Origin of the sequence: Bacillus sp. FSL K6-2841, from assembly GCF_037976435.1 — a bacterium.
Classification (GTDB): domain Bacteria; phylum Bacillota; class Bacilli; order Bacillales; family Bacillaceae; genus Bacillus; species Bacillus pumilus.
The window spans coordinates 960694-984463 of the sequence record NZ_CP150266.1 but is presented as its reverse complement, the minus strand read 5'-3'; the positions used below and the strand labels follow the sequence as shown (position 1 = coordinate 984463).

The window sequence follows — 23770 nt, the reverse complement described above, 5'->3', positions numbered from 1 at the left end:
CGATACTTGATCGGCTTCAGATTGTTGACAAAGGGCTAAAATATACTTGATTTTAGCCCTTAGCGGCTTTTCTTTTATTCAGCATCAAGCGGTACAACTGCTTCATGGAATAGTTGATCTAATTCTGTTTGATGCTTCTGTTTGACTTCTTCATCCCAGCCAAAACGCTCTGCCATATAATCAACGACAGGCTGTGCATATTTTTTTGCCCAGTTGATATTAAATAATAGACTTCCTGTTCTTCTTAAGAAGAAATCGACAGGGGTAACAGCTAATTCTTCTTCGATTGCATAGACAAGCTCTGCGAGTACATACGCTGGAATGTTTCGTTTGTCTGCTTCACCTTGAAGCTGCTCTACACGTTTGAAAAGACTGCTGACATTTGAGCCATATTTTTCGGCAAGTTTTTGAGCAACTGGTTCTGTTAGACCAACAGATGCTCCTTCTGCTGTTTTCGCTTGGACAAAGGCAGCCATATTTTTTGATCCGCCTACATGACCGCCTGAAATTGGCATATGCTTTGTTTTACATGGTCCAAAGTCTTTGCCTGTTTCTTCTTTTAGTCCATCACGTACAAGATTCACAATGTGCTCAGCCATTTTGCGGTAGCCTGTTAATTTACCGCCAGCAATGGTGATTAAGCCTGAAGATGATGTCCACACTTCATCCTTACGAGAAATTTCTGAAGGGTCTTTGCCCTCTTCATGAATAAGTGGACGAAGACCAGCCCAGTTAGATTCTACATCTTTTTCTGTAATATTGAGATCAGGGAACATGTATTGAATCGCTTTGATGACATAATCACGATCTGCTTTTGTCATACGCGGATGTTCCAGCTGCTTTTTGTACACTGTATCTGTTGTACCAACGTACGTTTTGCCTTCTCTTGGAATCGCAAAGACCATCCGTTTATCAGGTGTGTCAAAGTAGATCGCTTGTTTTAATGGGAAGACTGATTGGTCGAATACTAAGTGAATCCCTTTTGTATGCTGTAAGTGCTTCCCTTCTTTTGAGTGATCCTTGTCTCTTAGCTGATCGACCCACGGACCTGTCGCATTGACGATTTTCTTCGCATATACATCGTAGGTTTTCTGCGTCATGACATCTTCAATGACAACACCGACCACTTTGCCTTTATCATAAATAAATTCTTTTACTTTCGCATAGTTGACCGCTTCTGCTCCGAATTTCACAGCCTCTTTCATGACTTCGATTGTAAGGCGTGCATCGTCTGTACGGTATTCAACATAGTAGCCGCCGCCTTTTAAACCGTCCTTTTTCACAAGCGGTTCTTTTGCAAGTGTTTCCTTCGCACTTAGCATGCTTCTGCGTTCACTATGCTTGACGCCAGCTAAAAAGTCATACACTCTAAGCCCAATGGATGTTGAAAACTTACCGAATGTGCCGCCTTTATGCATCGGAAGAAGCATCCATTCTGGTGTTGTCACATGAGGACCATTTTCATATACAATGGCACGCTCTTTACCGACCTCTGCGACCATTTTCACTTCAAATTGTTTTAAATAACGAAGTCCACCGTGCACTAGTTTCGTTGAGCGGCTAGACGTACCTGCTGCGAAATCCTGCATTTCTGCAAGACCGACACGCATTCCTCGTGAAGCCGCGTCAAGTGCTGTACCCGCGCCTGTTATACCCCCACCAATGATAAACACATCATATGGTTTTTTTGTCATTTCCTGCAGCATTTGTTCTCTTTCTAAGCTAGAAAAAGTCATCTCTTGTTCCTCCCATGTTGTACGGTAAAGAAAAAGAGACCGCAAACACCCAAAGCGTATTTCTACACTTCGGTGCCTGCGGTCTCTCCAGTTCTCCAACCGTTCTATTAACTTACTTGAAGTATACCATACTTTTGGTTTATTTGAAAGCTTGAGCTGCTTTTACAGCCTTTTTCCACCCGCTGTATAACGAGTCACGGCTGTCTTCTTCCATCTTAGGATCAAAGCGCTTGTCAAGGTTCCATTGTTTTGCAATGTCTGAACGGTCGTTCCAGAAGCCAACTGCTATTCCCGCAAGATAGGCCGCACCGAGTGCCGTCGTTTCATTAATTTCTGGACGCTCTACAGGCACATCCAGTAAATCACTTTGGAAGCCCATTAAGAAATCATTCTTTACAGCTCCGCCATCAACACGCAATGTTTTTAATGAAATGTTTGAATCCTTTTCCATCGCATCTAACACATCTTTCGTTTGATAAGCAAGTGATTCTAACGTTGCACGGACAAAGTGCTCTTTTGAAGTACCGCGTGTTAACCCAAACACAGCGCCTCTGACATCACTATCCCAGTATGGTGTGCCTAGACCAACGAATGCCGGAACGACGTATACGCCATCTGTTGACTCAACGCGCTCTGCATAAGCTTCGCTGTCTTTCGAGTCTTTAAACATTCTGAGTCCATCACGCAGCCATTGAATCGCTGAGCCAGCAACGAAAATACTTCCTTCTAAAGCATATTCAACTTTGCCGTCAATGCCCCATGCAATCGTCGTTAATAAACCATGATCCGACTTAATGGCTTTTTCCCCTGTATTCATCAACATGAAACATCCTGTACCATATGTGTTCTTCGCCATTCCTTCTTCAAAGCAAGCCTGACCGAATAAAGCAGCCTGCTGATCTCCCGCCGCTCCTGCAATCGGAATATTTCTGCCAAAGAAGTGATAGTCTGTTGTTTCACCATAAATGTGTGAAGATGGTTTCACCTCTGGAAGCATAGAAGCCGGTACGCCAAGGATATCAAGTAATTCTTCATCCCATTTCAAATCGTAAATGTTGAACATTAATGTTCTGGACGCATTGGAGTAATCTGTGACGTGTGATTTACCGCCTGTCATCTTCCAAATCAGCCAAGTATCAATTGTGCCAAACAGTAAGTCACCATTTTCTGCTTTCTCACGGGCACCTTCTACATTGTCTAAGATCCATTTTACCTTTGTACCTGAGAAATAAGCATCAATGAGAAGACCTGTTTTATTTCTAAACGTTTCATTGTGTCCTTGTTCTTTTAACTCTTCACAAATGCCAGACGTTTGTCTTGACTGCCAAACAATGGCATTGTAAATAGGTGCGCCTGTATGTTTATCCCAAACAACCGCTGTCTCACGCTGGTTCGTAATTCCGATACCAGCGATTTGGTCTGCTTCAATTCCTGATTCAATTAAAGCAGTTGAAATGACCGATAGAACAGAGCTCCAAATTTCATTTGCATTGTGTTCTACCCAGCCTGGGTTCGGAAAGTATTGATTAAATTCCTTCTGAGTTGTATGTGCAATTTTGCCTTCTTGATCAAATAAGATCGCTCTTGTGCTTGTTGTCCCTTGATCTAATGCAAGAATATATTTTTCTTTTGTCATGATGTTTTCCTCCCCTTACATACTTTCATTTACAGCATTTGTTTGGTTTTTCGTAGTGACATAGAGTCCTAACAATACCACAACTAAAATAACGCTTACAATCCAAAAGGCTGGAGTGACGTTCGCTTTAAAGGCTGCATTGTAGAAAACACCGCCAAATGCCCCGCCTAAAATTGGACCAACGACTGGCACCCAAGCATACTTCCAATTCGATGGACCTTTTCCTGGAATCGGCAAGATCGCATGTGCGATTCTCGGACCTAAATCACGTGCAGGGTTAATTGCATAACCAGTTGTTCCACCTAAAGAAAGACCAATTGCAACAATTAAGAAACCAACAATCAGCGGATTGACTCCGTCTGCAAATTTATTTGCACCAATCGCTAAGATTCCAAGAACTAATACAAATGTACCGATGACTTCACTAAGTACGTTTGCAAAAGTATGCGGAATCGCAGGACCAGTTGAAAATACACCTAGTTTTGCACCTGGATCATCTGTTGCTTTCCAGTGCGGTAAGTAATGTAAAAAGACAATAGTAGCCCCTATTAATGCGCCAAGCATTTGACCAACAATATACATTGGAACATCAGCCCAAGGAAAACTTCCTTCTAGCGCAAGCCCAATTGTGAGTGCGGGGTTTAAATGCGCTCCGCTGATTCCACCAGTTGCATATGCTGCAATGGCTACTGCAAATCCCCATCCGAAAGCGATTACAATCCAGCCGGATTGATATGCGAGTGATTTCTTTAAATTAACTGCCGCACACACACCGCCTCCAAAAATAATGAGCAGCATTGTACCTACGACTTCTCCCCAAAATGGTGTCATGAAAAATTCCTCCTCTGGTTCAGTTGCCATCCCCTATGAATGTGTAGAAAAGATAAAGAAAAAGATCCACAACAAACATACTTTACATTAGGGTCATTTGTCACCTAGTAAAGCGTTGTTGTGGATCTCCATTTCTCCATCACATGATATTAACTTAGTGCTATAGTATCAGAGGATGAAAACGTTGTCAATAAATATTCACATTTTATCTTTTTACTTTTGGAACGCTTTCCAAAGGGTGGTATTTGAGGTCGTCACAGCTGTAGCCCCTGCTTCAAGCGCTCTTTCTACATCTTCTTTTGTACGGATAAATCCGCCTGCAAAAATCGGGATCCCAGCTCGCTCGCGCACTTCTGTAATTAAATCTGGCACGACGCCCGGCAATACTTCAATAAAATCTGGACGATGTTTCCCAACGAACTCCATGCTTTTTTCCATGGCACTTGTATCCAGTAAAAACATTCGCTGAATGGCATATACCTTTTTTTGCTTGGCTTTTACTATGACAGAAGACCTAGTAGAAATAATTCCTGCTGGCTTCATTTCCTGACAAATAAATTCTGTTCCATACTCATCATGTTTAATCCCGTGAATGAGATCAACATGGACAAACATTTTTTTGTGATGAGCATTTGCCTCATTCATGATGCCCTTAAGCCGGCCTAAATGAACATCAAGTAAAACACCATATGTAAATGGACTTTTTAAAAATTCCTCAAATTGCTTCATATTGCGCACAGCAGGTAAAATGGGTTGATCATGAAAACTCATAAGCCGTCTCCTTCAAAAGTGTATTGGATCAGTCTTCTCCTAACAGTAATAGAAACTCTTCTATTTTTCAATACACGTAGTGTGCCCAATACCGCTTTCATCTCACATCACCTTCCTAGAACTAGCTCAAAATGATGAAAAGCAAACTTTTATTCAATAAAAAAAAGCAGAGAAGTCTCTCTGCTATAGCTGTGCCATGCTTTCTTTTAAGGTATTGATGATAAATGAGGCGTCATCATCTGTTATATTAAGCGGCGGTGCAAGCTGGGCAACGTTATTATAGCCGGCCACTGTATCCCCATTTTTCCCGATGATCAGCCCGCGTTTTTTACATTCAGCAATCAATTGGCCGACGACATGTGGTTCAGCTGGTTTTTTGGATTGTTGCTCCTGAACAAGCTCAATGCCAAACAGCAACCCTTTTCCTCTGACATCTCCGACAAATGGGTGTTCTTTTAACTCTTGCAAACGTTCAAGCATATCCCGGCCGAGCGCATCGGACCGTTCCACTAATTGCTCGTTTTCCATAATCTCTAGGTTCGCAAGTGCCACCGCACAGGAAGCAGGGTGACCGCCAAATGTATTCACATGGCGCAGCCTGTCATACGTATCTTCTCCTGCATAGGCTTCATAGATTTCTCGTTTCACGCACGTTGCAGAAAGTGGTAAATAACCGCTTGTGATCCCTTTTGCCATGGTGATAATATCCGGCTTTACTTCCTCATGCATAAAACCAAACCGCTTCCCTGTCCGTCCAAATCCGCAGATGACTTCATCTACAATGAGAAGCGCTCCATGGGCTTCACAGATATCTTTGACCTTCTTCAAATACCCTTTTGGCGGCATTAGGATACCTCCGCCCGTAATGATCGGCTCCATAATGACCCCAGCTATCGTCTCACTTAGTTCCCACGTCATGGCCTGATCTATTGCCGCAGCACTTGCCAGATTCTCTTGATCCTCAGGATGACGATACATATCAGGCGGTGCGACATGAATAAAGCCTTGACCTAATGGTTCATATTTATATTTACGCTGCGCTTGACCGGTTGCGGCAAGAGCTGCTGCTGTATTGCCGTGATACGACCGATACCGGGAGATAAACTTTGTCCTAGTACTCTCTCCTTTTTGCGCATGGTATTGTTTAGCCATTTTAAATGCAGCTTCGTTGGCTTCAGAACCGCTGTTAGAAAAGAAGATGACATAATCTCCGCCAAGCCACTCATTTAGCTTTTCAGCCAGCTGAATCGCCGGCACGTGGCTTTGTGTAAGCGGATAGTAAGGCATTGTCTTTAATTGCTTATACGCCGCTTCTGCAAGCTCTTTCCGGCCATATCCGGCATTTACACACCAAAGGCCTGACATTCCGTCTAAATAGCGATTCCCATGAATATCTGTCACCCAAGCACCTTCTGCCTCGTGAATGACCATACTTTCATTTTCCTTGTTTGTCCCTTTCATATGATGCCAAATCAACTGATCATCTTTCGCCTGAAGATTTTGAGCCTGCTCATGTATTTTCATCTTCCCGCCCCCATGTATCCGTTTTCATCATTAAAGAAGCTTAGACCAGTTCAGCAGCACATTGCCGCTCCATTCATTATATGGATGAAACGTGAGGCTTATGAAACTGGCACTAGAACGCCTGTAAAAGAGAACCAATCGATACTTTCATTATAAGAAAGGGGTCAGGCCGATTACATTAGACAGATCGTCAACTGATTGAACACCATCATAAGACACTTTTCTTAATGCCTTGGCAAAATCGCTAACGTTTATTTCCTTGCAGGAATTCATGAGCAAGAATCGCAAATTCAAGCGCCTGTCGTTTTGGCGCCTTCATCATATCCTCACCGAGCAAGGCATGCAGTTTATCCAGTCTATGATAAAGAGTTTGCCTGACAATATAAAGCTGGCTTGCGGTTTCTTTTTTAGAACCGTTTGTTTGTAAAAAGATATTCAGCGTTTGATAGAGTCTCCCGCTATTTTGATTATCGTATACAATCACGGGCTCTAAATACTCTTTCACCATACATTCAAGCAGACCGCTTTCCTTCATCATAGGCATGAGACGGAGCATATGTAGATCTTGGTAAAATGGGCTTTCCACCCGCTGAGGCATCACTTTTTTTAAATGCAGCAATTCTTTGGCTGCTTGAAAGCTTTTTCTCATGTGCTGAAATTTTTCACAATATTGACCGATACCAAAATTGATCTCGGCCCCTCGGGGCTGCTCCCGATTATACAATTGTTTGATGTCGTTTGCAGCCTTTTCCGCACGCTCTTTCCAGTCCTCTTTCTTTCTCGTGTTTAGTAAAATAAACAAGGTTTGTTCTTGATGCTCATATGCAATCAGATGGAAACCAGCACGCTGAAAAATAGAGCGGCAAGAGACAAGAAAGTAAAGATTCCCTGCGATTTCTTCAATTTGATGATGCTTTTGAAAGAGCAAGACGACGCAGCCAGTTGGCTTTTTCACCCCTTCTGTTTCTTCAAGGTGCTCTATAATCTCTTGTTCTGTATGCTCTTCTTGAAACCATTTTTGCAGCCATTCATTTTCTTTTGTCTTTTTCAGTTCTTCTGTATAAAGCTCTCTTAATGTTTGCTGGGCTAGAGCATTCGCTCCTTTATCCATCACAAGCAGTTCAAATTCAGAGAGCGTGTCTGCTTGATGAATGAGCACAAGATCTGCAAATGTTTGTTTGAGTGCAAGCACTTGTTTTTGTGTCACTTCGTATCCTTTTGGCACGGAAGCAAACTGCAAATAATTCATGACCAGTTCTTCCGTTTGTTTGGAAGAATCGCATAAAATAATCGGCTCGCCCTGAACAGGGAGGAGTAAAAGAATCCCCCTTACATGCTGATACACTTGATCCAAAATATCCATCTGCGGATGCGGAGTCAGCAAAAGCTCATTTAGCTTTGATGACAATGCTTCTAAATCAGCCATCATTTGATACTGACGCTCGATCATCATCGTATGAAGATGTTGCGTGATGTTGACGAACTTCACTTCTTTTGTAAACAGAATAAGCGGAAAATCTCTCTCTTCTGCATAAGTCAGTAATTCTTCTGGCACTTCGAATCTTAGCGGGACAAATTCAATACACAAGCCGGCCGCCCCTGAATCAATCAACTGTCGTAAAAACGCTTGAAACACATCCAGTTGATCATGGAAGCCTGCGGCTGTTGTTAATATAAGCTCGCCGCCATTTAATAAATCCTCTACATCAGGAACTTCTAACACATGTATCCATTTGACCTGCCGAAACAATCCTTTTTCCCCTGCTAACACTTTTGCATGCGCAAAATGCTTCGTTTTCAACACGTCACTCACTTGGAAATGAACATCTACATTCATTCATATGTCCCCCTTTGTTTGCCGCCTATCCCCTATCCCAGAGGGTGCATGGATAAAATCCATAATAAAACTGGTAATGTCACGATACTTAAGATTGTACTGAGAAATGTCGTGCTTGAGACAAACTCAGGCTTCGTTCGAAATTGTACAGCCATCAGCGTGGTATTTGCTGCTGTCGGCATCGCTGCCACTAAAATCATAATTTGTTTCACCATATCATCTACCGGTAAAATAAGCGTAAAGCCAAATGCGATGAGTGGGGAGATAAACAGCTTCAGCAATACAGCATAAGAAATATTGCGATAATCCACTTGCTTAAAAGAGATCACGGCAAGCTGCATGCCTAAAATAAGCATAATCGTCGGTATGGCAGCATTCCCCACAAGCTGAATACCCGTCATCAGCTCTTTAGGTAATGAAAGGTCAATCAGCTGAAATAATAGACCGATGAGCGCCCCGTAAGCAACTGGCATACGCAGCACTTTTTTCAAGACGACCTTTCCATCTCCTGCATCCTCTCCGCCCTTTGCTGCATAATACATGCCGATTGTACTCATGACAAGCTGCTGCAGCACCATCAACACGATCGCAATATCCAATCCTGCTGCTCCGAAGACAAGTAGCACAACGGGCGTGCCATAATTTCCATTGTTCATAAAGGCTGACGACAGAATCATGGCGCAATACGTTTCATTCGAATACCCATAAATACGAGATAAAATAAAAACAAATAAAATAAGTGCAAGACAAAGCCCGACAACAAAAATGGATAAATACACATAGTCCATCGACACTTTGTTTTGATAAAAGGTTTCAAACGCAAGAAATGGTGACATTAAATATAAAGACATTGATGAGAGCGTATGTATGTCAAAACCAATCGCCTTCTGCCCGATATACCCGATCAGGAATATGCCGAACACTGGCAGTAAGACAAGTAAAAACTCCATGCTGCACCTACTTTTCTCTAGTTGAATTCCAGATTCCTTCTGCTCCTCATTATCATACCACTGATAAACAATAAAAAAGAAGCACCCCTATGAAAGGCCGCTTCTTTCCTCATCCATATAAAACACTTCCCACAAATGACCATCTAGATCCTGAAAGCTCCATCCATACATGAACTCATGATCCTGCTTCTCCTTAAACGGTGAACCGCCTGCCGCCATTGCCTGCTCGACAAGCTCATCGACCTCTTCCCGTGAATGAACGCGCATAGAGATAATCACCTCTGATGCTTTTTTTGCATCCACTAATTGTTTCTCTGAAATAGATTGAAAATGCCTAAGAGATAACAGCATGACGGTGATCGTGTCATCAATGACCAAACAGGCCGCCTGATCATTCGTGAACTGCTGCTCAAATTCAAAACCCAGCCGCTCAAAGAAAGCGATAGATTCCTTCACATGATTTACCGGCAAATTGATATACAAATGTTTAGATTGTCGCCTCATGTTCCTCTCCTTCTTGAACACATAATCTCCTTTAAGTATATTCAGCTTTTTCTCCAGCATCCCTTTGTCAATTGAAAAAATCTGATGTCATCAAAAAGAAGCGCCTCAACGATAGGCGCTTCCTTCATTATTTCTTATATTCAATATGGTACACATCTCTTCTTCGGTCTTTCAGTTGACGTACAGTCCCATCTTGTCTTTGTCTTCTTAAAATTTCTAAATCGACATCACCTACGACGACCATCTCAATGTTTGGATTACACTCTCCTACAATCCCATCTCTTGCAAATTCAAAGTCTGATGGGGCAAATATAGCCGATTGTGCATATTGAACATCCATATTTTCGGTTTGCGGAAGGTTGCCAACTGTTCCAGAGATAACGGTATAAATCTGGTTTTCAACTGCTCTCGCCTGTGCACAGTAACGTACTCTTAAATAGCCTTGGCGGTCTTCTGTACAGAACGGAGTGAAAATAATTTTCGCTCCTTTGTCCGCTGCGATCCGTGCAAGCTCAGGAAATTCTATATCGTAGCAAATTTGGATCGCAATTTTGCCGCAATCCGTATCAAATACCCGGACTTGGTCACCTGCTGAAATCCCCCACCATTTTCTTTCATTTGGCGTGATGTGAAGCTTATATTGTTTTTCAATCGTTCCATCACGTCTAAATAAATAGGCAATATTGTAGATTTTCCCTTCCTCTTCTACAAAGTGGGAACCACCGATGATATTAATGTTATATTTCACAGAAAGGTCTGTGAACAAATTGATGTAGTCCTCTGTATATTCCGTGATCCGCTGCACGGCAAGACTTGGTGACCGCTCTTCTAAATAAGACATGAGCTGCGTCGTGAAAATTTCTGGGAATACGGCAAAGTCAGCTGATGCATCTGATGCGACATCCACATAATACTCGACCTGGTTCATAAATTCTTCAAAGGAATGAATTTGTTTCATTGCATATTGAATTACACAAATTCGAACAGGGAACGCCGATTTATAATACCTTTTCGATTGCGGGCGATAATCGACATTGTTCCATTCCATTAACGTCGCATATGTGCTGGATGCTTTATCATCTGGCAAGTAATTCGGATTGATCCGCATGAGACTAAATTCATTTAACAGCTGAAAAGATAAAACAGGATCATAAATTTGGTGAAGCATGACCTGCTCGACATACTGGCGAGGCGTCATTTCCTCTTGGTATTTATGATAGTTCGGAATGCGCCCGCCAATGATGATGCTTTTTAAATTTAATCTTCTTGCCAAGTCTTTTCTTGCTTCATACAAACGATGTCCAATTTTCATTCGTCGGTATTCAGGACTCACCATGACTTCGATTCCGTACATATTCATTCCATCAGGATTATGGTTTGTGATGTACCCATCATCTGTAATGTCCTGCCACGTGTGGCGATCATCGTATTCATCAAAGTTAATTAATAAACTTGAACAAGAGCCAATAATTTCCCCCTCGAATTCAGCACAAAACTGCCCTTCTGGGAAATGCTCAAGATGGCTTTCAAGATGCTCTCGTTTCCAAGGATCCATGCCAGGAAAGCATACCTCTTGCAAGGCAATGATTCGGTCAATATCCTCTTCCCGGATATTACGGATCACCATTCTTTTTTCAAATCGCGTTAAGTCTAGTTTTTCTGCCATGATGTATTTGCCCCCTTACTGATCCTCTTTTTCAAGCTGATGGAATAGCTGGAGCAATTCGATTTCAGCCATGGATTCTAATCTGACATCATATTCTTCAAATTGCAGCGTGCTCGTCACTTTGTTTGGGACGATGACACATTTCATGCCTGCGCGTTTGGCAGCTACTGATCCATTTACAGAATCCTCAAATGCCACGCAATCTTTTGGTTCTACCCCTAAGCAGCGTGCGGTTTGCAAATAGAGCTCTGGATTTGGTTTCACTTCTTCCACATCATCTGACGTGCGGATACATTCAAAGTAGTCGAAAAGACCAATCTGCTTCAGGTGATCAGACACCCATTTATAGTCTGAGCTGGAAGCAAGTCCAATCTTAATCCCCAGCTCCTTTGCTGCTTCTAAATAAGCTTCTACGCCAGGTCTTGCTGATTCGTCCTTCATTCTTTGTTGAAAACGAGAACGCCGATCTGCTGTGAGTGTCTCATGATCCAGCGTCTTCCCTAGCTGCTTTTCCAAATATTCAAATGGCTTAAAGCCTGCCTGCGTGCCAATGACCTTGCCCCATACAGAAAGAGGCAGATCTGACTCGTGCTCCGCAAACATTTCTTGTAAAACCTCATATTCATGTGTTTCTGTATCTAAAATTAATCCGTCAAAATCAAATATAATCGCCTTTACCAACGAGGCCACTCCTTTTTTTTACAAAAGTCTTAAACATATACTCCATGCTATCATATCGTGAATAAAATTGACTTTCAAAGATGAATGTCTGCTAAAATGATTATGTATAAAAGGAGCCTGCACCATTTTGTCAGGCTCCTACCCGTGTTCGGTTTATTCTGCAAGAGATCCAAGCGCTCCGATTCGTGGAGAAATAGGCAATGTTGAAAAAGAGCGGGTTTGGTATTACAGATCTTAAAGGTTTCTCCGTTCCCTTAAAAATAGTATGTGCGAGGGCCTTGTAAGTTAACAAGGAAGTTCACACCATCTTTTACGCATTTTGAAGGTGACGACTGGCAAAATCGTCTAGATCAAACGGAAAAGAAAAGCCGCAGGCATTGACCTGCTCACGGTTTCGCTCGAATAACTCACGATCACGTTTGGTGATATGACGTTTCGGTTTTACAATAATGGTATGTAATAGCTGAAGTCCCGATAAAATACGAAAAGCATCATCCATCGTCCCGTTATATACGCCATCAATAAAGGTAAGGGAGCGATCTTTTTGACGCATATCCCGCTGCTGTCCATTGACAGCATGAGAAAGAAGATCTTCAACATCCTTTGATATTTCTTCAATTGCCTGCTCTTGCAGGTCTGTAGCAGCTTTCATTAATCTCACGTGACATCTACCTCTCTGTCGTTATTTCTCCATTCAGAATAGCACAGAAAAAAAGGCGTTCGCCAAGGTAAGTGTTTCCTATATATACCCATAGAGAGGAACGGATATCATGATCATAAAAGGACACACGCTCTCACTCAAAGTAGACGAGCAGTATCATCACACATCACTCAGTCATTTTTTAAAGACGGCCGTATCTGCATCAAAACCAATTATTCATTTTTGGATGGAGCATCAAAAAGTCCGTTTAAATCAAAAGCCTGCCCATCACGCGGCTAAAGTCAGTCAAGGCGACCAGATCATCATTGATTTATTTGAAACAGAAGAAAGTGATGTGACACCGGAATACGGTGAATTAGAGGTACTCTTCGAAGACGAGCATTTATTAATTGTGCAAAAACCTGCCGGACGACCCACTCATCCGAATGAACAAGGACAAACAGGCACACTGGCAAATCTTGTGGCGTTCCATTTTCAAGCAAATGGAGAAGAAAAGCGGGTAAGACATATCCACAGACTTGATCAAGACACGAGCGGCACCGTCATATTTGCAAAGCATAGATTAGCCCATGCGGCTCTTGATCAAATGCTTTCTAAAAAAACAATCAAACGTACATACATCGCCATCGCAGAGGGACTTTTCAAAAAGAAGAAAGGCACCATCGATGCAGCGATCGGCCGTGACAAACACCATGCAGTCAAACGAAGAATCTCCCCTACAGGGCAAAAAGCTGTGACTCATTTTCAGGTCATGGACATAAATAAACGTCTGCAACTAACAGCGGTTAAACTTCAATTAGAGACGGGTAGAACGCATCAAATTCGTGTTCACCTGAGCAGTATCGGGCATCCACTAGTTGGGGATACATTATATGACGGAGTTCGTGAATACATCAACAGGTGTGCTCTTCACGCCAAGCAAGTAGACATGAAACATCCTTTTACAGGCGAGCATCTAATCATAGAAGCACCTCTACCACCTGATATGGACCAGCTCATGAGTCAAATCATCCATTAACAAAAGAGCCTGCTTTCATACGCAGGCTCTTTTTCTTTATTCAGACACTCTTTTTGCATAAATAATATACCGCTCTGGCGCATTGCCGACGAAATGAAAAGGATAGCATGTGGTTAATATGAGCTCTTCCTTTTCATTCTGCAATGTAATGATGGATGTATCATGCTGATCGACAATTTTTGTATGTGTGATTTCATATATAAATTCACCATACGGCACAGTGATTTTCAGTTGATCTCCAATATCCAGTTCGCCTGTCCGGCGAAACACCGTGTCACGATGGCCAGAAAGGACGATTTGTCCATTTTGATCCGGATAATAACTGTCTTTGTAGTGTCCTACTCCCTTCGCAAGGTCATCGGCATCCGTCCCTTCGACAATGGGAAGGTCTGCTTTTAATTTTGGAATCGTCAGGATGCCAGAGGCTTTCCCCATTTCAGGAGCAAACTGCTTCTTGGACATCCCTTGATCGTCCGCCACGACCTTCTTCGCTTCGTCTAATGATTGGGCTGTTTGAAGATGAGTCGATGCGATTTGCCAAATTCCCCAGCCGAGAAGCACAATCCCAGCTGTCATCACAGTCAGTGCAAGCCACTTTTTCATGCTTAAACTCCTTTGCTTGTTCCATTTCTCTTAGATGATACGCTCTTTAGCTTGCTGCTTTTTCTTCTTGTTTTGCTTTTTGAATTCGTCCCTCTTTTTGATACACAATGGAAGCTCCCTCAAAGCTTTTCACAAAATCGACAGTCGCTTCTAAGTCTTCTGGGCCTGTTTCAGGGTTTTGCCCCAGCCTGCCTATTGGTGCATATTTACTGCCAGTTGCAGTTGCCATGAAGTTATTCACAGTGAGTGTATACGTTTGATCAAGAGCTACAGCTGAACCGTCTGGCAGCTTCAAGTCGACTACTTTATATGTTACCGGATCATAGGAATATGAAAAGCCTGAAATGCTATAATCTGGTCCAAATTGTGGAGAAATTTGTGCTTCTATGATCTCTACTAAGTCTTTTCCCTTGATCTCTAGTTTGACTAAAACGTTGCCAAATGGCTGAATATTAAAGAGATCTCCCCACGTTATCGGCCCTTTTTCAAGGTTTTGCCTAATGCCGCCTCCATTCATCATGGCAAAGTCACTTTTCATTGAATATCTCATACCATCCGCAATCAAATTACCGAGCGGCGTGTCTCCATCATTTGAATAGCCGCCTTCCATTTTGACCCCGGCTTCTCCAACAACCTCACTAATTATCGGCTCCACTTCTTTCCCGTAATGTGCCAAGATGTCTGCTGCTTCCTTGTCCTTTTCTATACCTGCTTGATCTATATACTGGATTTTCGCACTCTTTTTGACGATATCCTTCGTTTTACGGTCAAGTGTCACATTGACTTCGCCAATCGCCTTTCCATATTCAAAGGCTTGCACAATTAATTTTCCATTGACCTCTCCATTGACCACTTCGTGATTATGCCCTGCAAAGATGACGTCAATTTCATCATCACCTTCTTTGGCAAGCTTTGCACTCTCTCCAGTGATTGTATCTCCATTTTGAGAGGCTGTCATATGAGCTAAAACCGCTATGGCTTTAATTCCTTTTTGTTTTAATTCCTTCGTGGCTTCATTCACGGCTTTGACTTCATCTGTAAACTGAATGTCTTTAATCCCTTCTGGCATGACCATTCCTGCGGCTGACTTGGTCACAACGCCGATAAATGCGACTGGGATTCCATCGACATCGATGATTTCATAAGCTGGTAAAAGCGGTTTGCCAGTATCCTTGTATTCACAGTTCGCACAAACGAGCGGAAAGTTCTGTCCATCATACCCCTTTGTGCCTTTAGGATGATCTCCGCCATTTAAGATACGCAATAGCTCGTCTACCCCTTCATCGAATTCATGGTTGCCGACCGTGCCCACATCAAATCCAATGTTCTCCATGAGTTCAACGGTTGGTTCATCTTGTAGAAGAGAAGATATTGGAGAGCTCCCGCCAATCATATCTCCGGCATGGACCGTAATCGTATTTTTGTGCGCTGCTTGTTTTTGCTTCATATAGGCCGCGACATAATCCATTCGTCCATACATGCCTTTATTGCCATCACCTTTTAGATCCAGCTCGTATTCTTGATCAATTTTACCGTGTAAATCATTCATACTTAAAATCGTTAATGGTACGTCGTCCGCATCCTTTACAGGCTGATAACCAGCCTGTTCTGCTTCTTCTTTGGAAGCAAAAAAGATCCGTTTGTCCACATCGATTTCTTTCCATTTGTCAGGGGACACGTAGGTTTTGACAGATGAGTCACCAACATAGCGTGTCAGTCCTTTTTTCTGTTCACGTGCTCTAAATTCAAACGGCTGTTCCAAGAGAGGGTCCGCTTCGTTCCATATGCCCAGTCCTTTTTCCTTTGCTTCTTTTACTGCTTTTTGATACGTATGATACTCCTTTTCATCTCCTACTGGCCAGATGAAATAAGTAGGAGCATATCCTTTTTTCACAAGCTCTAGATTTGTATTTAACCCTTTTTTGGTTTTCACTTGAGCTAAAAGACGTCCATAGTTATCCTTTGCTTCAGGACCAATCTTTAATGTGACCTGGTCACCACTCGAAAGCAGTGTTTTTAAATAGTCAGTTGCTTGCTGTCCAAAACGCAATTGGTTTTTGTCTAATTCGCTTTTTGGCTGATGATACGTTTCAGGCGTGTCCATATTCACAAAGCGCACCTTTGTTGTACCTAAAACGGGCTTCTTTAGATGAATCGTATCTCCATCCACCACACGGTCAACCGTTGCTTTGTATTCTTTCTTCATCTTTGGCGGCTTTGGCTGGCGTTTCAGCAGGTTGATATCATCCTTATGTCTTGGAAGCACCTGCAGCGTATCATACCTGCTTAACACCCCTGTAAACTCGTACCATTTCCCTGTCTTTACTTTATCAATCGCATTCGTATCGACCATCACTCTCAGAGTGGTGCTGTGATATTTTTTATCAATGATCACCACATTGTATCCACCACCAGCCGGCTGCGCTGGTTTTGCCTCTACATAGCCTTTGAGCTTTACTAGTCTTCCTTCATGTTTACCGGCTTGTTCCGTTTCTAGCTGCTTCACAGACACTCGCTTCGCCTTTGGCAAGGTTTGCTTCACAGCATCTATCTTCAGACTGCCTTGATCTGGCACAATTTCAATCAGTCCTTTATAAGACGTGATTTTACCAGTCACTGTCACCTTCATCCCTGCTTTTAGTTCCGGGAAGTGATTGGGCTGCGCTGAATAAACATTGATTCCAGCTGATTTGTCTTGAATGTATGTGGACAGTTTCCCATTGCCAACAGCTGATTGATCTGCTGTCACAATTCCGCTCACCGTCACAGTCTCTACTATGAGCTGACGGGCTTTTTTGATCTGCACAATCTTTTTTTGTTTCCACACCATTTCTTTCTTTTCAGATGCATTGACCTCGCTCCCTGCGGACATGCCAGGCAATAAGGATTGCAAACTAAAGATCACCAAAACCAAACAACAAATCATTCGAATAGATAGCATTCGTCTCATTAGACCTCTCCCCTTTGCGCTTCATCTCTCATAGTGTACAAAGTAAATATTGATGTTGAATGGATTTCATGTAAAACTTGTCTTTTTTAACTCATCGGAAAGGTAATAATCACTCGTGTCCCCTCAAAGCTTTTGCTTTCAAAACGAATGGTGCCGCCATGGCTTTCGATGATTTTAATGGTCATCATTAAACCAAGGCCTGTCCCCTTTTCTTTTGTTGTATAAAATGGTTCACCGAGTTTCCCTATTTCGTCCTCTGGTATTCCCTTTCCTTGGTCTTCAAAGATCAGCATCATTTGCTGATCTTTCATGAGAGAGGCCACCTTGATGACGCCTGTCACACCATCCATCGCTTCTATTCCATTTTTAAGGATGTTTAGGAAGACTTGTTTTAGTTCATTCGGAATGCCTTGAATGTTAGGGAGCGACGGAGACAGCTTTTTCTGAATGGACACGCCTTTTAAGACCGCCTGAGATTCAACGACCATGATCACTTCTTCGAGCAGAAGATTGACATGTACTGGTTCAAATTTCACCGATTTGCTTCTAGAAAGAACGAGGAATTCATTAATAATCGACTCGAGCCGATTAAACTCTGACATCATCACATCTGCATAATCTTTCTGATACTTCTTACTTTGAATCATCAGCTGTAAAAATCCTTTTAATGAGGTCAGCGGGTTCCGTATCTCATGAGCGATGCCTGCTGCAAGCTGCCCTACTGCTGACAGCATCTCTGATTTCATCAGCATCTTCTCTGACTGCTTTTGATTGGTGATATCCTCTGAAATCCGCATGACGGTTGACTGCATTTTGTCAGGGTCATCAATTCGATGTAAAGAGACTCTCTCCCATCGTTCACGTCCAGATAAATCTTGAAAGTACAGCTCACCTGTCCAACTGCCCTCTCTTAAACAAACCTTCCATTGCTTCTCTAAATCATCACATTGACATAGTGAATGATAGACAGAAAAAATATCTTTGCCGATCAGGTCATATTCATGTTGCTGGACAAACTGACAGAAACGCTGGTTCACGCATTGGATGACTCCTTCCTCAGTTGCCACAACAATATGAATATGGCTGTTATCAAGTGCCGTTACCGCTAGATGAAGCGACTGCTTGATTTTCGTTACTTCAGTCATTTTAATCCAAGTCATCACCGCGCCTTCATGTTCTTCATCGTAGATGGGTGTGATGTGAACAGTGAATTGCTCGCCTTCGTTCGTTTCAATTTCACGTTCGATCGCGCGCCTATTCGATATGACGGATTGGATATCATGATAGAGCGTTTCCTGCGTAAGCTTTTTAGCCATCGACTGAAAGGATTGTTGATGTCTGATTTTCGCAGAAGTAAATAAAGAGGCAGCTGTAGGAGTGTAATAGTGTATATTCATGTCCCTGTCCACAAACAGCGTTGCCAGCTCCGGCTTGACAGAGGGTCTGTACAGTTCTTCTCTCGTCACCCTTAAATTGTTTATGATATTTATATAATGCTCGTGTTTTTTCTCAAACTCCTCTAATTGCGTGTGTTTTGCTTTTAATTGAGCCCTTGCCTCCTGCTCCTTTTGTTTGACTTCATTGAGTTCATTTTCCAAATCGACAATACGCTGTTGGTAGACTGAATTCTGATCTGACATCCCTATGTCCCTGCCGTTCTTTTGATTTTTCCCTCTCTCATTCATTCGAATGAGAATGACGTAAACTCCCTTAAAACGGCGGTCAAAACTTTTCACGGTAAAATCTGCATACTGCTTTCTGCCTTTTTCCGAAATGAGAACATGTTGAAACACAACCTCTGTCTCGTCTGTCCACACCTTTTGAAAGGTTTGACTGAGCATCTCTTTCATATAATCAGGTGTCACATATTCACATGATTGATCTGACACTTCTGTATGATCTAAAAAAGAATACGCACCCTTTGATACTGCCAGGATTTTGTCACTATCGTTGATGACCATACATGCATCATAATCCTTGCTTACTTCTTGCATATATTGTTCGGCTCGCGCTTTCAACTCGATATCACGAGCGTCTGGTGTCCAAGGGACATGTGGTTTTGAAACGTTTGAATGAGTGTAAATGTTCCATTTTTCATTGAACAAATGAAACAAACGAGGGATATTGGGTACAGTTTCATTTGGCCCTAATATCAACATCCCTTGGTCTTTTAAAGCATATTGGAATCGGGACAATACTCGTTTTTGCACTTCAGGCTGGAAGTACATCAGAACATTTCGGCAACTGATAAAATCGAGGTGGATAAAAGGTGAATCGATCAATAAATTGTGAGGTGCAAAGACAATATGTTTTCTAAGCGACTGCTTCACAATAAAAGCGTCACCTTTCCTTTCGAAATATCGCGCCCGCCATTTTTCCGGCATCCTTGCCATAGACTCTACTGAGTAAAGACCTTTACTAGCTGTTTGAATGGCTTTCCGGTTGATATCTGTTGCAAATACTTGAAGTTCAATGGTCACTTGTCTTCGCTTCATTTCTTCTAAAAATAAGATCGTAAAAGAATAGGCTTCCTCTCCTGTCGAACATCCAGCAATCCAAATACGGCATCGAGATTTCCCGTTTTTCACCGCATTTTCAATGATCGACGGAATGATCTGATGTTCACATACATGAAAAGCCTCCATATCTCTAAAAAAAGATGTCATACCGCTTAGAAGCTGTACGTGCAGAAGGTCAAGCTCATCTGGTTCTCTTTCTAATAAGTTGTCGTACTCTGATAATAATGAAATCCGTTTTTTTGCAACCTTCATTCGTTTTTGAATGACAGATAGCAGCCTTTTCCTTTCATAGGTTGAAAAGGCAATGCCTTTATACATTTCAAGTCGTTCAATAATTCTCAGTAAAACAGGATCTGCCTCATCGATGTGCGGAACATTCATGATATTGGAGATATATGCCGCAAGGGTGGTAGGATCCTTGAATGTTTGTTGATACAAGGTGTCAAAACCACTTTCTTCCTCACTGCACGATAAAGCTGTACCGCCCTGCTCAACCAACTGAAGCAAGCCACTTCCCACGCAATGACCTTTTTGAAAGAAAATCGCATAAGCCTCCTCCTTTTGAACGCTGGCAAGAGACTGAAAAAGCAAGTCCACAGAGCAAGCCATGCACGCCGGCAGCTGGTCTGATAGGTGTAGCCGCTGATCTTCTGTTAACGTCACCACCGCATGCTGTGGACAAAAATAAATCGTCTTCTTCATGACTTTCTCACCATGTTTAATCGTTTTTGCCCGGTAGCCAATCGGTAAAACAAGTGCTTCCAAATCAGTTATACAATCGCCTGTCACATGATTTTGCACAACAATAAAAGAGGCATTTAATTCATGTGGAAATGATTGAAAAAAAGCCTCAAGATGATGCTGTTCAAACGGCGAAACACCGATGCCAATCACTGGTGTCTGCACATGTTCGTCTTCTATCAAACGATTAATGATTTTGTCCTGCATCTGGTACCCCCATGTTCATTCGTCTGATACTTTTTTTCGACAAAAAGGAAGAAAACCCTCTAATTGTAAATAATGTTTTTGCATGAAAGAAGGAAAACATCCTCACATTAAAACAGAATGTATAAACAATAGGAGGAATCTCTATGCAAAACGATCAGCAGACAAACGTTCAAGGAAATGTCCAGCAGCCCCAATTCAATCATGGCGGGCATGAGTTATTTGATTTACATGAAGTATTAGCAGGGACCATTAATATTTTGGATCAATACATGATCTTTCGCCAATTCATCCAAGATCCCGCATTATCCGACATTTTAGATCGACAATATCAATTTGTATTGTCACAGTATAATGTCACAGTAGATTGTTTTTCTACTGGTCAAAAGCCTAGTGAAGAAACATCTACGTATATGATGAAAGAACAAACACAGGTGACATACGGAATAAAACCATCTCAGCCTAAGAAGCCAAATCAATCGTTACAGGATGTAAAAGACACGGGAATTACAGGGCATATGCTAGGTCTCGTGAAATCACATGCTGGATTACTTTCAATGACTGCACTAGAGGTAACAAACCCTGTGGTGCGACGTGTGCTTGCAGCGCAAATTCCGAACTTTATTGAAATGGCGTATGAAATTTTCTTATATCAAAATAAACATAGCTATTATCAAGTTCCGCAGCTTACAGCTCAAGATATGCAGGCGATGACGTCTACATTTGCCCCAATGAAGGGCCAAGTTCAAATGCCGCCAAACAAAGCCAATCAGCAAAAACCGCTTCATTAAATAAAAAACGGCCGGCCTATATCCTCAGGTCAGCCGTTTTTTATTTGATATATCTTGTTAAACTGATCTTCAAAATCTGCGAGCCGCTGTCCTGTCGCTTGTTCAAAACCTCTATCAAAACGGCCAGTCTTCGCCGTTTCCTCCATAATCTCATGTATGACATCTCGTCCATAAAGCTGCACGAGCTCATAAATCATATAGTAGCTTTGCACATAAACATCTGTCTCATACGTCATCCGGGAGTCCTGCCAATCTTGATCGGAATGAAGAGACTGAAAGGGAATGACGTCGAACCGCTCAGACGTAGCATTTAACACATCATAGGCCGTCCATTCTGCAGTCCCCTCATGGAACCAAAGGGGAAAGATCACCGGAGACACTTCGTAAGAATGAACTTTTTCATAGAAAACAAAGTGAGCATATTCATGAATCAATAACGTGTTGAAAAAGTATAAAGGGAGTGTCTCTTTCTTCAATAATGCTTCCCGCTTATCTGGATATAGCCCTATCATTTGATCATGATCAGAGTAAAAACCTGTAATATGCTTGATCCCGGCAAATTGCTCGATTGTCTCTTTATCATCAAAATAAATAATGTCTAAAGGTTTGTCAGTTTCAAATTGAAACACTGACGCTGTCCTCTTCTTTGCCTGATCCATGGCCTCGATTGTCAAATCAACAAAAGCGTCCTCTTCCTCTGCATAGTATATTCTAATATGTTCATAGACTTGCTTATTGAGTCCCTCCGTTAGAATTGTTTTAGGAGAAGACTGCTGCTCTAAATATTGTCCTGTCAGCTGAAACGCAACATAAATCAAGTACGCGGTGAAAGCATAAAAAATGAGACCTGCTGCTATCATTCCGCCTACAAGCTTTTTATGAATCAAAGACGACTTGGCTTTCATTTGCTCCCCACCTGAATTCATCCTGCAGCCTCTTTCTCTTTCTATGAAGAAACAAAGATCAACAAGAGGTGATATATTTTTTACTTTATGCAGTCAGGTGCGCAAGGTGCGGTTCCAAACAAAAAAGCCGCATATGACATACGGCTTTTGTCGTAGCTATTTTGATTCAGGGAAGACACGTCTGACCGTATCAGTAAATTCATCGAAAAATCCTGAGATAGGCTCTCCGCTTCTAATACGTTTTCCGTACCCTTCCATGCGGTCGACAAAGTCTGGATTGGCAGATACATACACATTGTCGATTTGTTGATCCGTTGATTTGACTTTATCAGAAATTTTCTTTTTCAAATCTTCTGTGACATTACCACTTTTATCGCCTTCAAGCATAACGGCAACAAATGCATTCTTTCCTGTAACAAGTACGTTCGCTGTTTTTACTTCAGACATGTTGGCTACAAGCTCTGACGCTTTATCTGCCACTTTGACCTTCTGAGGTGTTTGGACATTTTGCTGATCCTGCCTCATGTTGTCATTCTTATATGTGACATTTTCATACTGTCGTTTCATTGTTCCTCTTCGCTCGTCTCCTTGGTTGTTCATACCACATCCAGTGGTGATCAATGCTGGAACGAGTAGTAAAGATAGCATCCATTTCTTATTCATCAATTATTCCCTCCTTTTGCTCTTAGGTTTTTCATCCAGTCGGCTTTTTATGCATCCATCCTCTCTTTCAGCGAAATGAATTCATAATTCAGCTTTGTTTGGTCATCCTAAACATGATGAAGAAGTATCATCACGACCAAATGGAGGGATTCGTTTGTTTAAAAAAAGAAAAGGCATGAGCACTGGCGCAATGATCGCAGCATCAACAGCCATCATTGCATTATTTTCCCCGGTTTTAAGAAGAAGACTGAAAAGCATGACGCAAATGAACATGTCTTCAATGATGAAGGGAAAAGATCAACAGCACCATGACTCGACTCGACACGAGTCACACGCACAGAAAGAATCAAAGGGCACTGCGGAAATCGGACAAATGATGAAGCAAGCATTCACTGCTGTACAGCCAAACCATTCGAACCAGCACCAATCAACATCAAGAAACCATCAGCCAAGAGAGTCTTATGCACAGTCTCTCCATATTGATGAGAGTGTCATGAATGTGATGGATGATGAATCAATCCAGCAAGTGATCAATGACATCGAGCACAAATAAGAAAACAGGAGCCTTCATGTATAGAG

General features: G+C 42.1%; 19 protein-coding genes. 3 read left to right on the top strand and 16 right to left on the bottom strand.

All coding sequences use genetic code 11. The features are described from left to right. Nucleotides 1-74 precede the first annotated feature (74 nt). From glpD to MHH68_RS04725, 11 genes are all read right to left on the bottom strand, one after another. Entirely contained in the window at nucleotides 75-1736 is a 1662-nt protein-coding gene (gene glpD, locus MHH68_RS04775) for a glycerol-3-phosphate dehydrogenase (protein ID WP_268498191.1), read from the bottom strand. Nucleotides 1737-1875: 139 nt separating this feature from the next. After that, nucleotides 1876-3372: a glycerol kinase GlpK gene (glpK, locus tag MHH68_RS04770; RefSeq protein ID WP_180309320.1), complete on the bottom strand. Its 1497-nt coding sequence runs from the start codon at nucleotides 3370-3372 to the stop codon at nucleotides 1876-1878. A 15-nt stretch (nucleotides 3373-3387) separates the two neighbouring features. Then, a complete protein-coding gene (locus MHH68_RS04765; RefSeq protein ID WP_061407218.1) occupies nucleotides 3388-4203 on the bottom strand; it encodes an MIP/aquaporin family protein in 816 nt (271 codons plus the stop codon). A gap of 213 nt (nucleotides 4204-4416) precedes the next feature. Next, nucleotides 4417-4974 carry a glycerol-3-phosphate responsive antiterminator gene (locus MHH68_RS04760; protein ID WP_034663739.1) on the bottom strand — a complete coding sequence of 186 codons (558 nt, stop codon included), beginning with the start codon at nucleotides 4972-4974 and terminating at the stop codon, nucleotides 4417-4419. Between the two features lie 183 nt (nucleotides 4975-5157). Next, nucleotides 5158-6498: an aspartate aminotransferase family protein gene (locus MHH68_RS04755; protein WP_339165361.1), complete on the bottom strand. Its 1341-nt coding sequence runs from the start codon at nucleotides 6496-6498 to the stop codon at nucleotides 5158-5160. A 244-nt stretch (nucleotides 6499-6742) separates the two neighbouring features. Continuing rightward, nucleotides 6743-8335 (bottom strand): PucR family transcriptional regulator ligand-binding domain-containing protein, encoded by a 1593-nt coding sequence (locus tag MHH68_RS04750; RefSeq protein ID WP_339165359.1) that lies wholly within the window; start codon nucleotides 8333-8335, stop codon nucleotides 6743-6745. Nucleotides 8336-8367: 32 nt separating this feature from the next. Further along, nucleotides 8368-9285, bottom strand: coding sequence for an AEC family transporter (locus MHH68_RS04745; RefSeq protein WP_058014444.1), 918 nt, complete (start codon nucleotides 9283-9285; stop codon nucleotides 8368-8370). An 87-nt stretch (nucleotides 9286-9372) separates the two neighbouring features. After that, nucleotides 9373-9789 carry a VOC family protein gene (locus tag MHH68_RS04740; RefSeq protein ID WP_339165357.1) on the bottom strand — a complete coding sequence of 139 codons (417 nt, stop codon included), beginning with the start codon at nucleotides 9787-9789 and terminating at the stop codon, nucleotides 9373-9375. A gap of 127 nt (nucleotides 9790-9916) precedes the next feature. Beyond that, nucleotides 9917-11455, bottom strand: a complete 1539-nt coding sequence (locus MHH68_RS04735; protein ID WP_012009394.1) for a bifunctional GNAT family N-acetyltransferase/carbon-nitrogen hydrolase family protein — start codon at nucleotides 11453-11455, stop codon at nucleotides 9917-9919. 15 nt (nucleotides 11456-11470) lie between these two features. Beyond that, nucleotides 11471-12136 carry an HAD family hydrolase gene (locus MHH68_RS04730; RefSeq protein ID WP_012009393.1) on the bottom strand — a complete coding sequence of 222 codons (666 nt, stop codon included), beginning with the start codon at nucleotides 12134-12136 and terminating at the stop codon, nucleotides 11471-11473. A 310-nt stretch (nucleotides 12137-12446) separates the two neighbouring features. Then, complete coding sequence (locus MHH68_RS04725; protein ID WP_034663751.1) at nucleotides 12447-12797, bottom strand: DUF5365 family protein; 351 nt, start codon at nucleotides 12795-12797, stop codon at nucleotides 12447-12449. Nucleotides 12798-12906: 109 nt separating this feature from the next. On the opposite strand from MHH68_RS04725, the gene MHH68_RS04720 reads away from it, so the two are divergent. Further along, a complete protein-coding gene (locus tag MHH68_RS04720) occupies nucleotides 12907-13815 on the top strand; it encodes an RluA family pseudouridine synthase (RefSeq protein WP_268498195.1) in 909 nt (302 codons plus the stop codon). 36 nt (nucleotides 13816-13851) lie between these two features. Here MHH68_RS04720 and MHH68_RS04715 read toward each other — a convergent pair whose 3' ends face one another. The 3 genes from MHH68_RS04715 to MHH68_RS04705 all read right to left on the bottom strand — a co-directional run bounded on the left by MHH68_RS04715 (nucleotide 13852) and on the right by MHH68_RS04705 (nucleotide 20835). Further along, nucleotides 13852-14418, bottom strand: coding sequence for a class D sortase (locus MHH68_RS04715; protein ID WP_058014450.1), 567 nt, complete (start codon nucleotides 14416-14418; stop codon nucleotides 13852-13854). A gap of 46 nt (nucleotides 14419-14464) precedes the next feature. Beyond that, nucleotides 14465-17368 (bottom strand): 5'-nucleotidase C-terminal domain-containing protein, encoded by a 2904-nt coding sequence (locus tag MHH68_RS04710; RefSeq protein ID WP_339165353.1) that lies wholly within the window; start codon nucleotides 17366-17368, stop codon nucleotides 14465-14467. 86 nt (nucleotides 17369-17454) lie between these two features. Further along, nucleotides 17455-20835 carry a CheR family methyltransferase gene (locus tag MHH68_RS04705; RefSeq protein WP_144462493.1) on the bottom strand — a complete coding sequence of 1127 codons (3381 nt, stop codon included), beginning with the start codon at nucleotides 20833-20835 and terminating at the stop codon, nucleotides 17455-17457. Nucleotides 20836-20978: 143 nt separating this feature from the next. Between MHH68_RS04705 and MHH68_RS04700 the strand changes: the two genes are divergently transcribed. Beyond that, nucleotides 20979-21623, top strand: a complete 645-nt coding sequence (locus MHH68_RS04700) for a spore coat protein (RefSeq protein WP_058014453.1) — start codon at nucleotides 20979-20981, stop codon at nucleotides 21621-21623. 29 nt (nucleotides 21624-21652) lie between these two features. Here MHH68_RS04700 and MHH68_RS04695 read toward each other — a convergent pair whose 3' ends face one another. Together MHH68_RS04695 and MHH68_RS04690 are read right to left on the bottom strand one after the other, a co-directional pair. Next, the gene (locus MHH68_RS04695) at nucleotides 21653-22528 is read right to left on the bottom strand and encodes a hypothetical protein (protein ID WP_339165779.1); all 876 of its coding nucleotides are present in this window, start codon (nucleotides 22526-22528) and stop codon (nucleotides 21653-21655) included. Nucleotides 22529-22684: 156 nt separating this feature from the next. Next, nucleotides 22685-23191, bottom strand: coding sequence for a YhcN/YlaJ family sporulation lipoprotein (locus MHH68_RS04690; RefSeq protein WP_169056173.1), 507 nt, complete (start codon nucleotides 23189-23191; stop codon nucleotides 22685-22687). 154 nt (nucleotides 23192-23345) lie between these two features. Between MHH68_RS04690 and MHH68_RS04685 the strand changes: the two genes are divergently transcribed. Next, complete coding sequence (locus tag MHH68_RS04685; RefSeq protein WP_061407202.1) at nucleotides 23346-23744, top strand: hypothetical protein; 399 nt, start codon at nucleotides 23346-23348, stop codon at nucleotides 23742-23744. The last annotated feature ends 26 nt before the right edge of the window (nucleotides 23745-23770 follow it).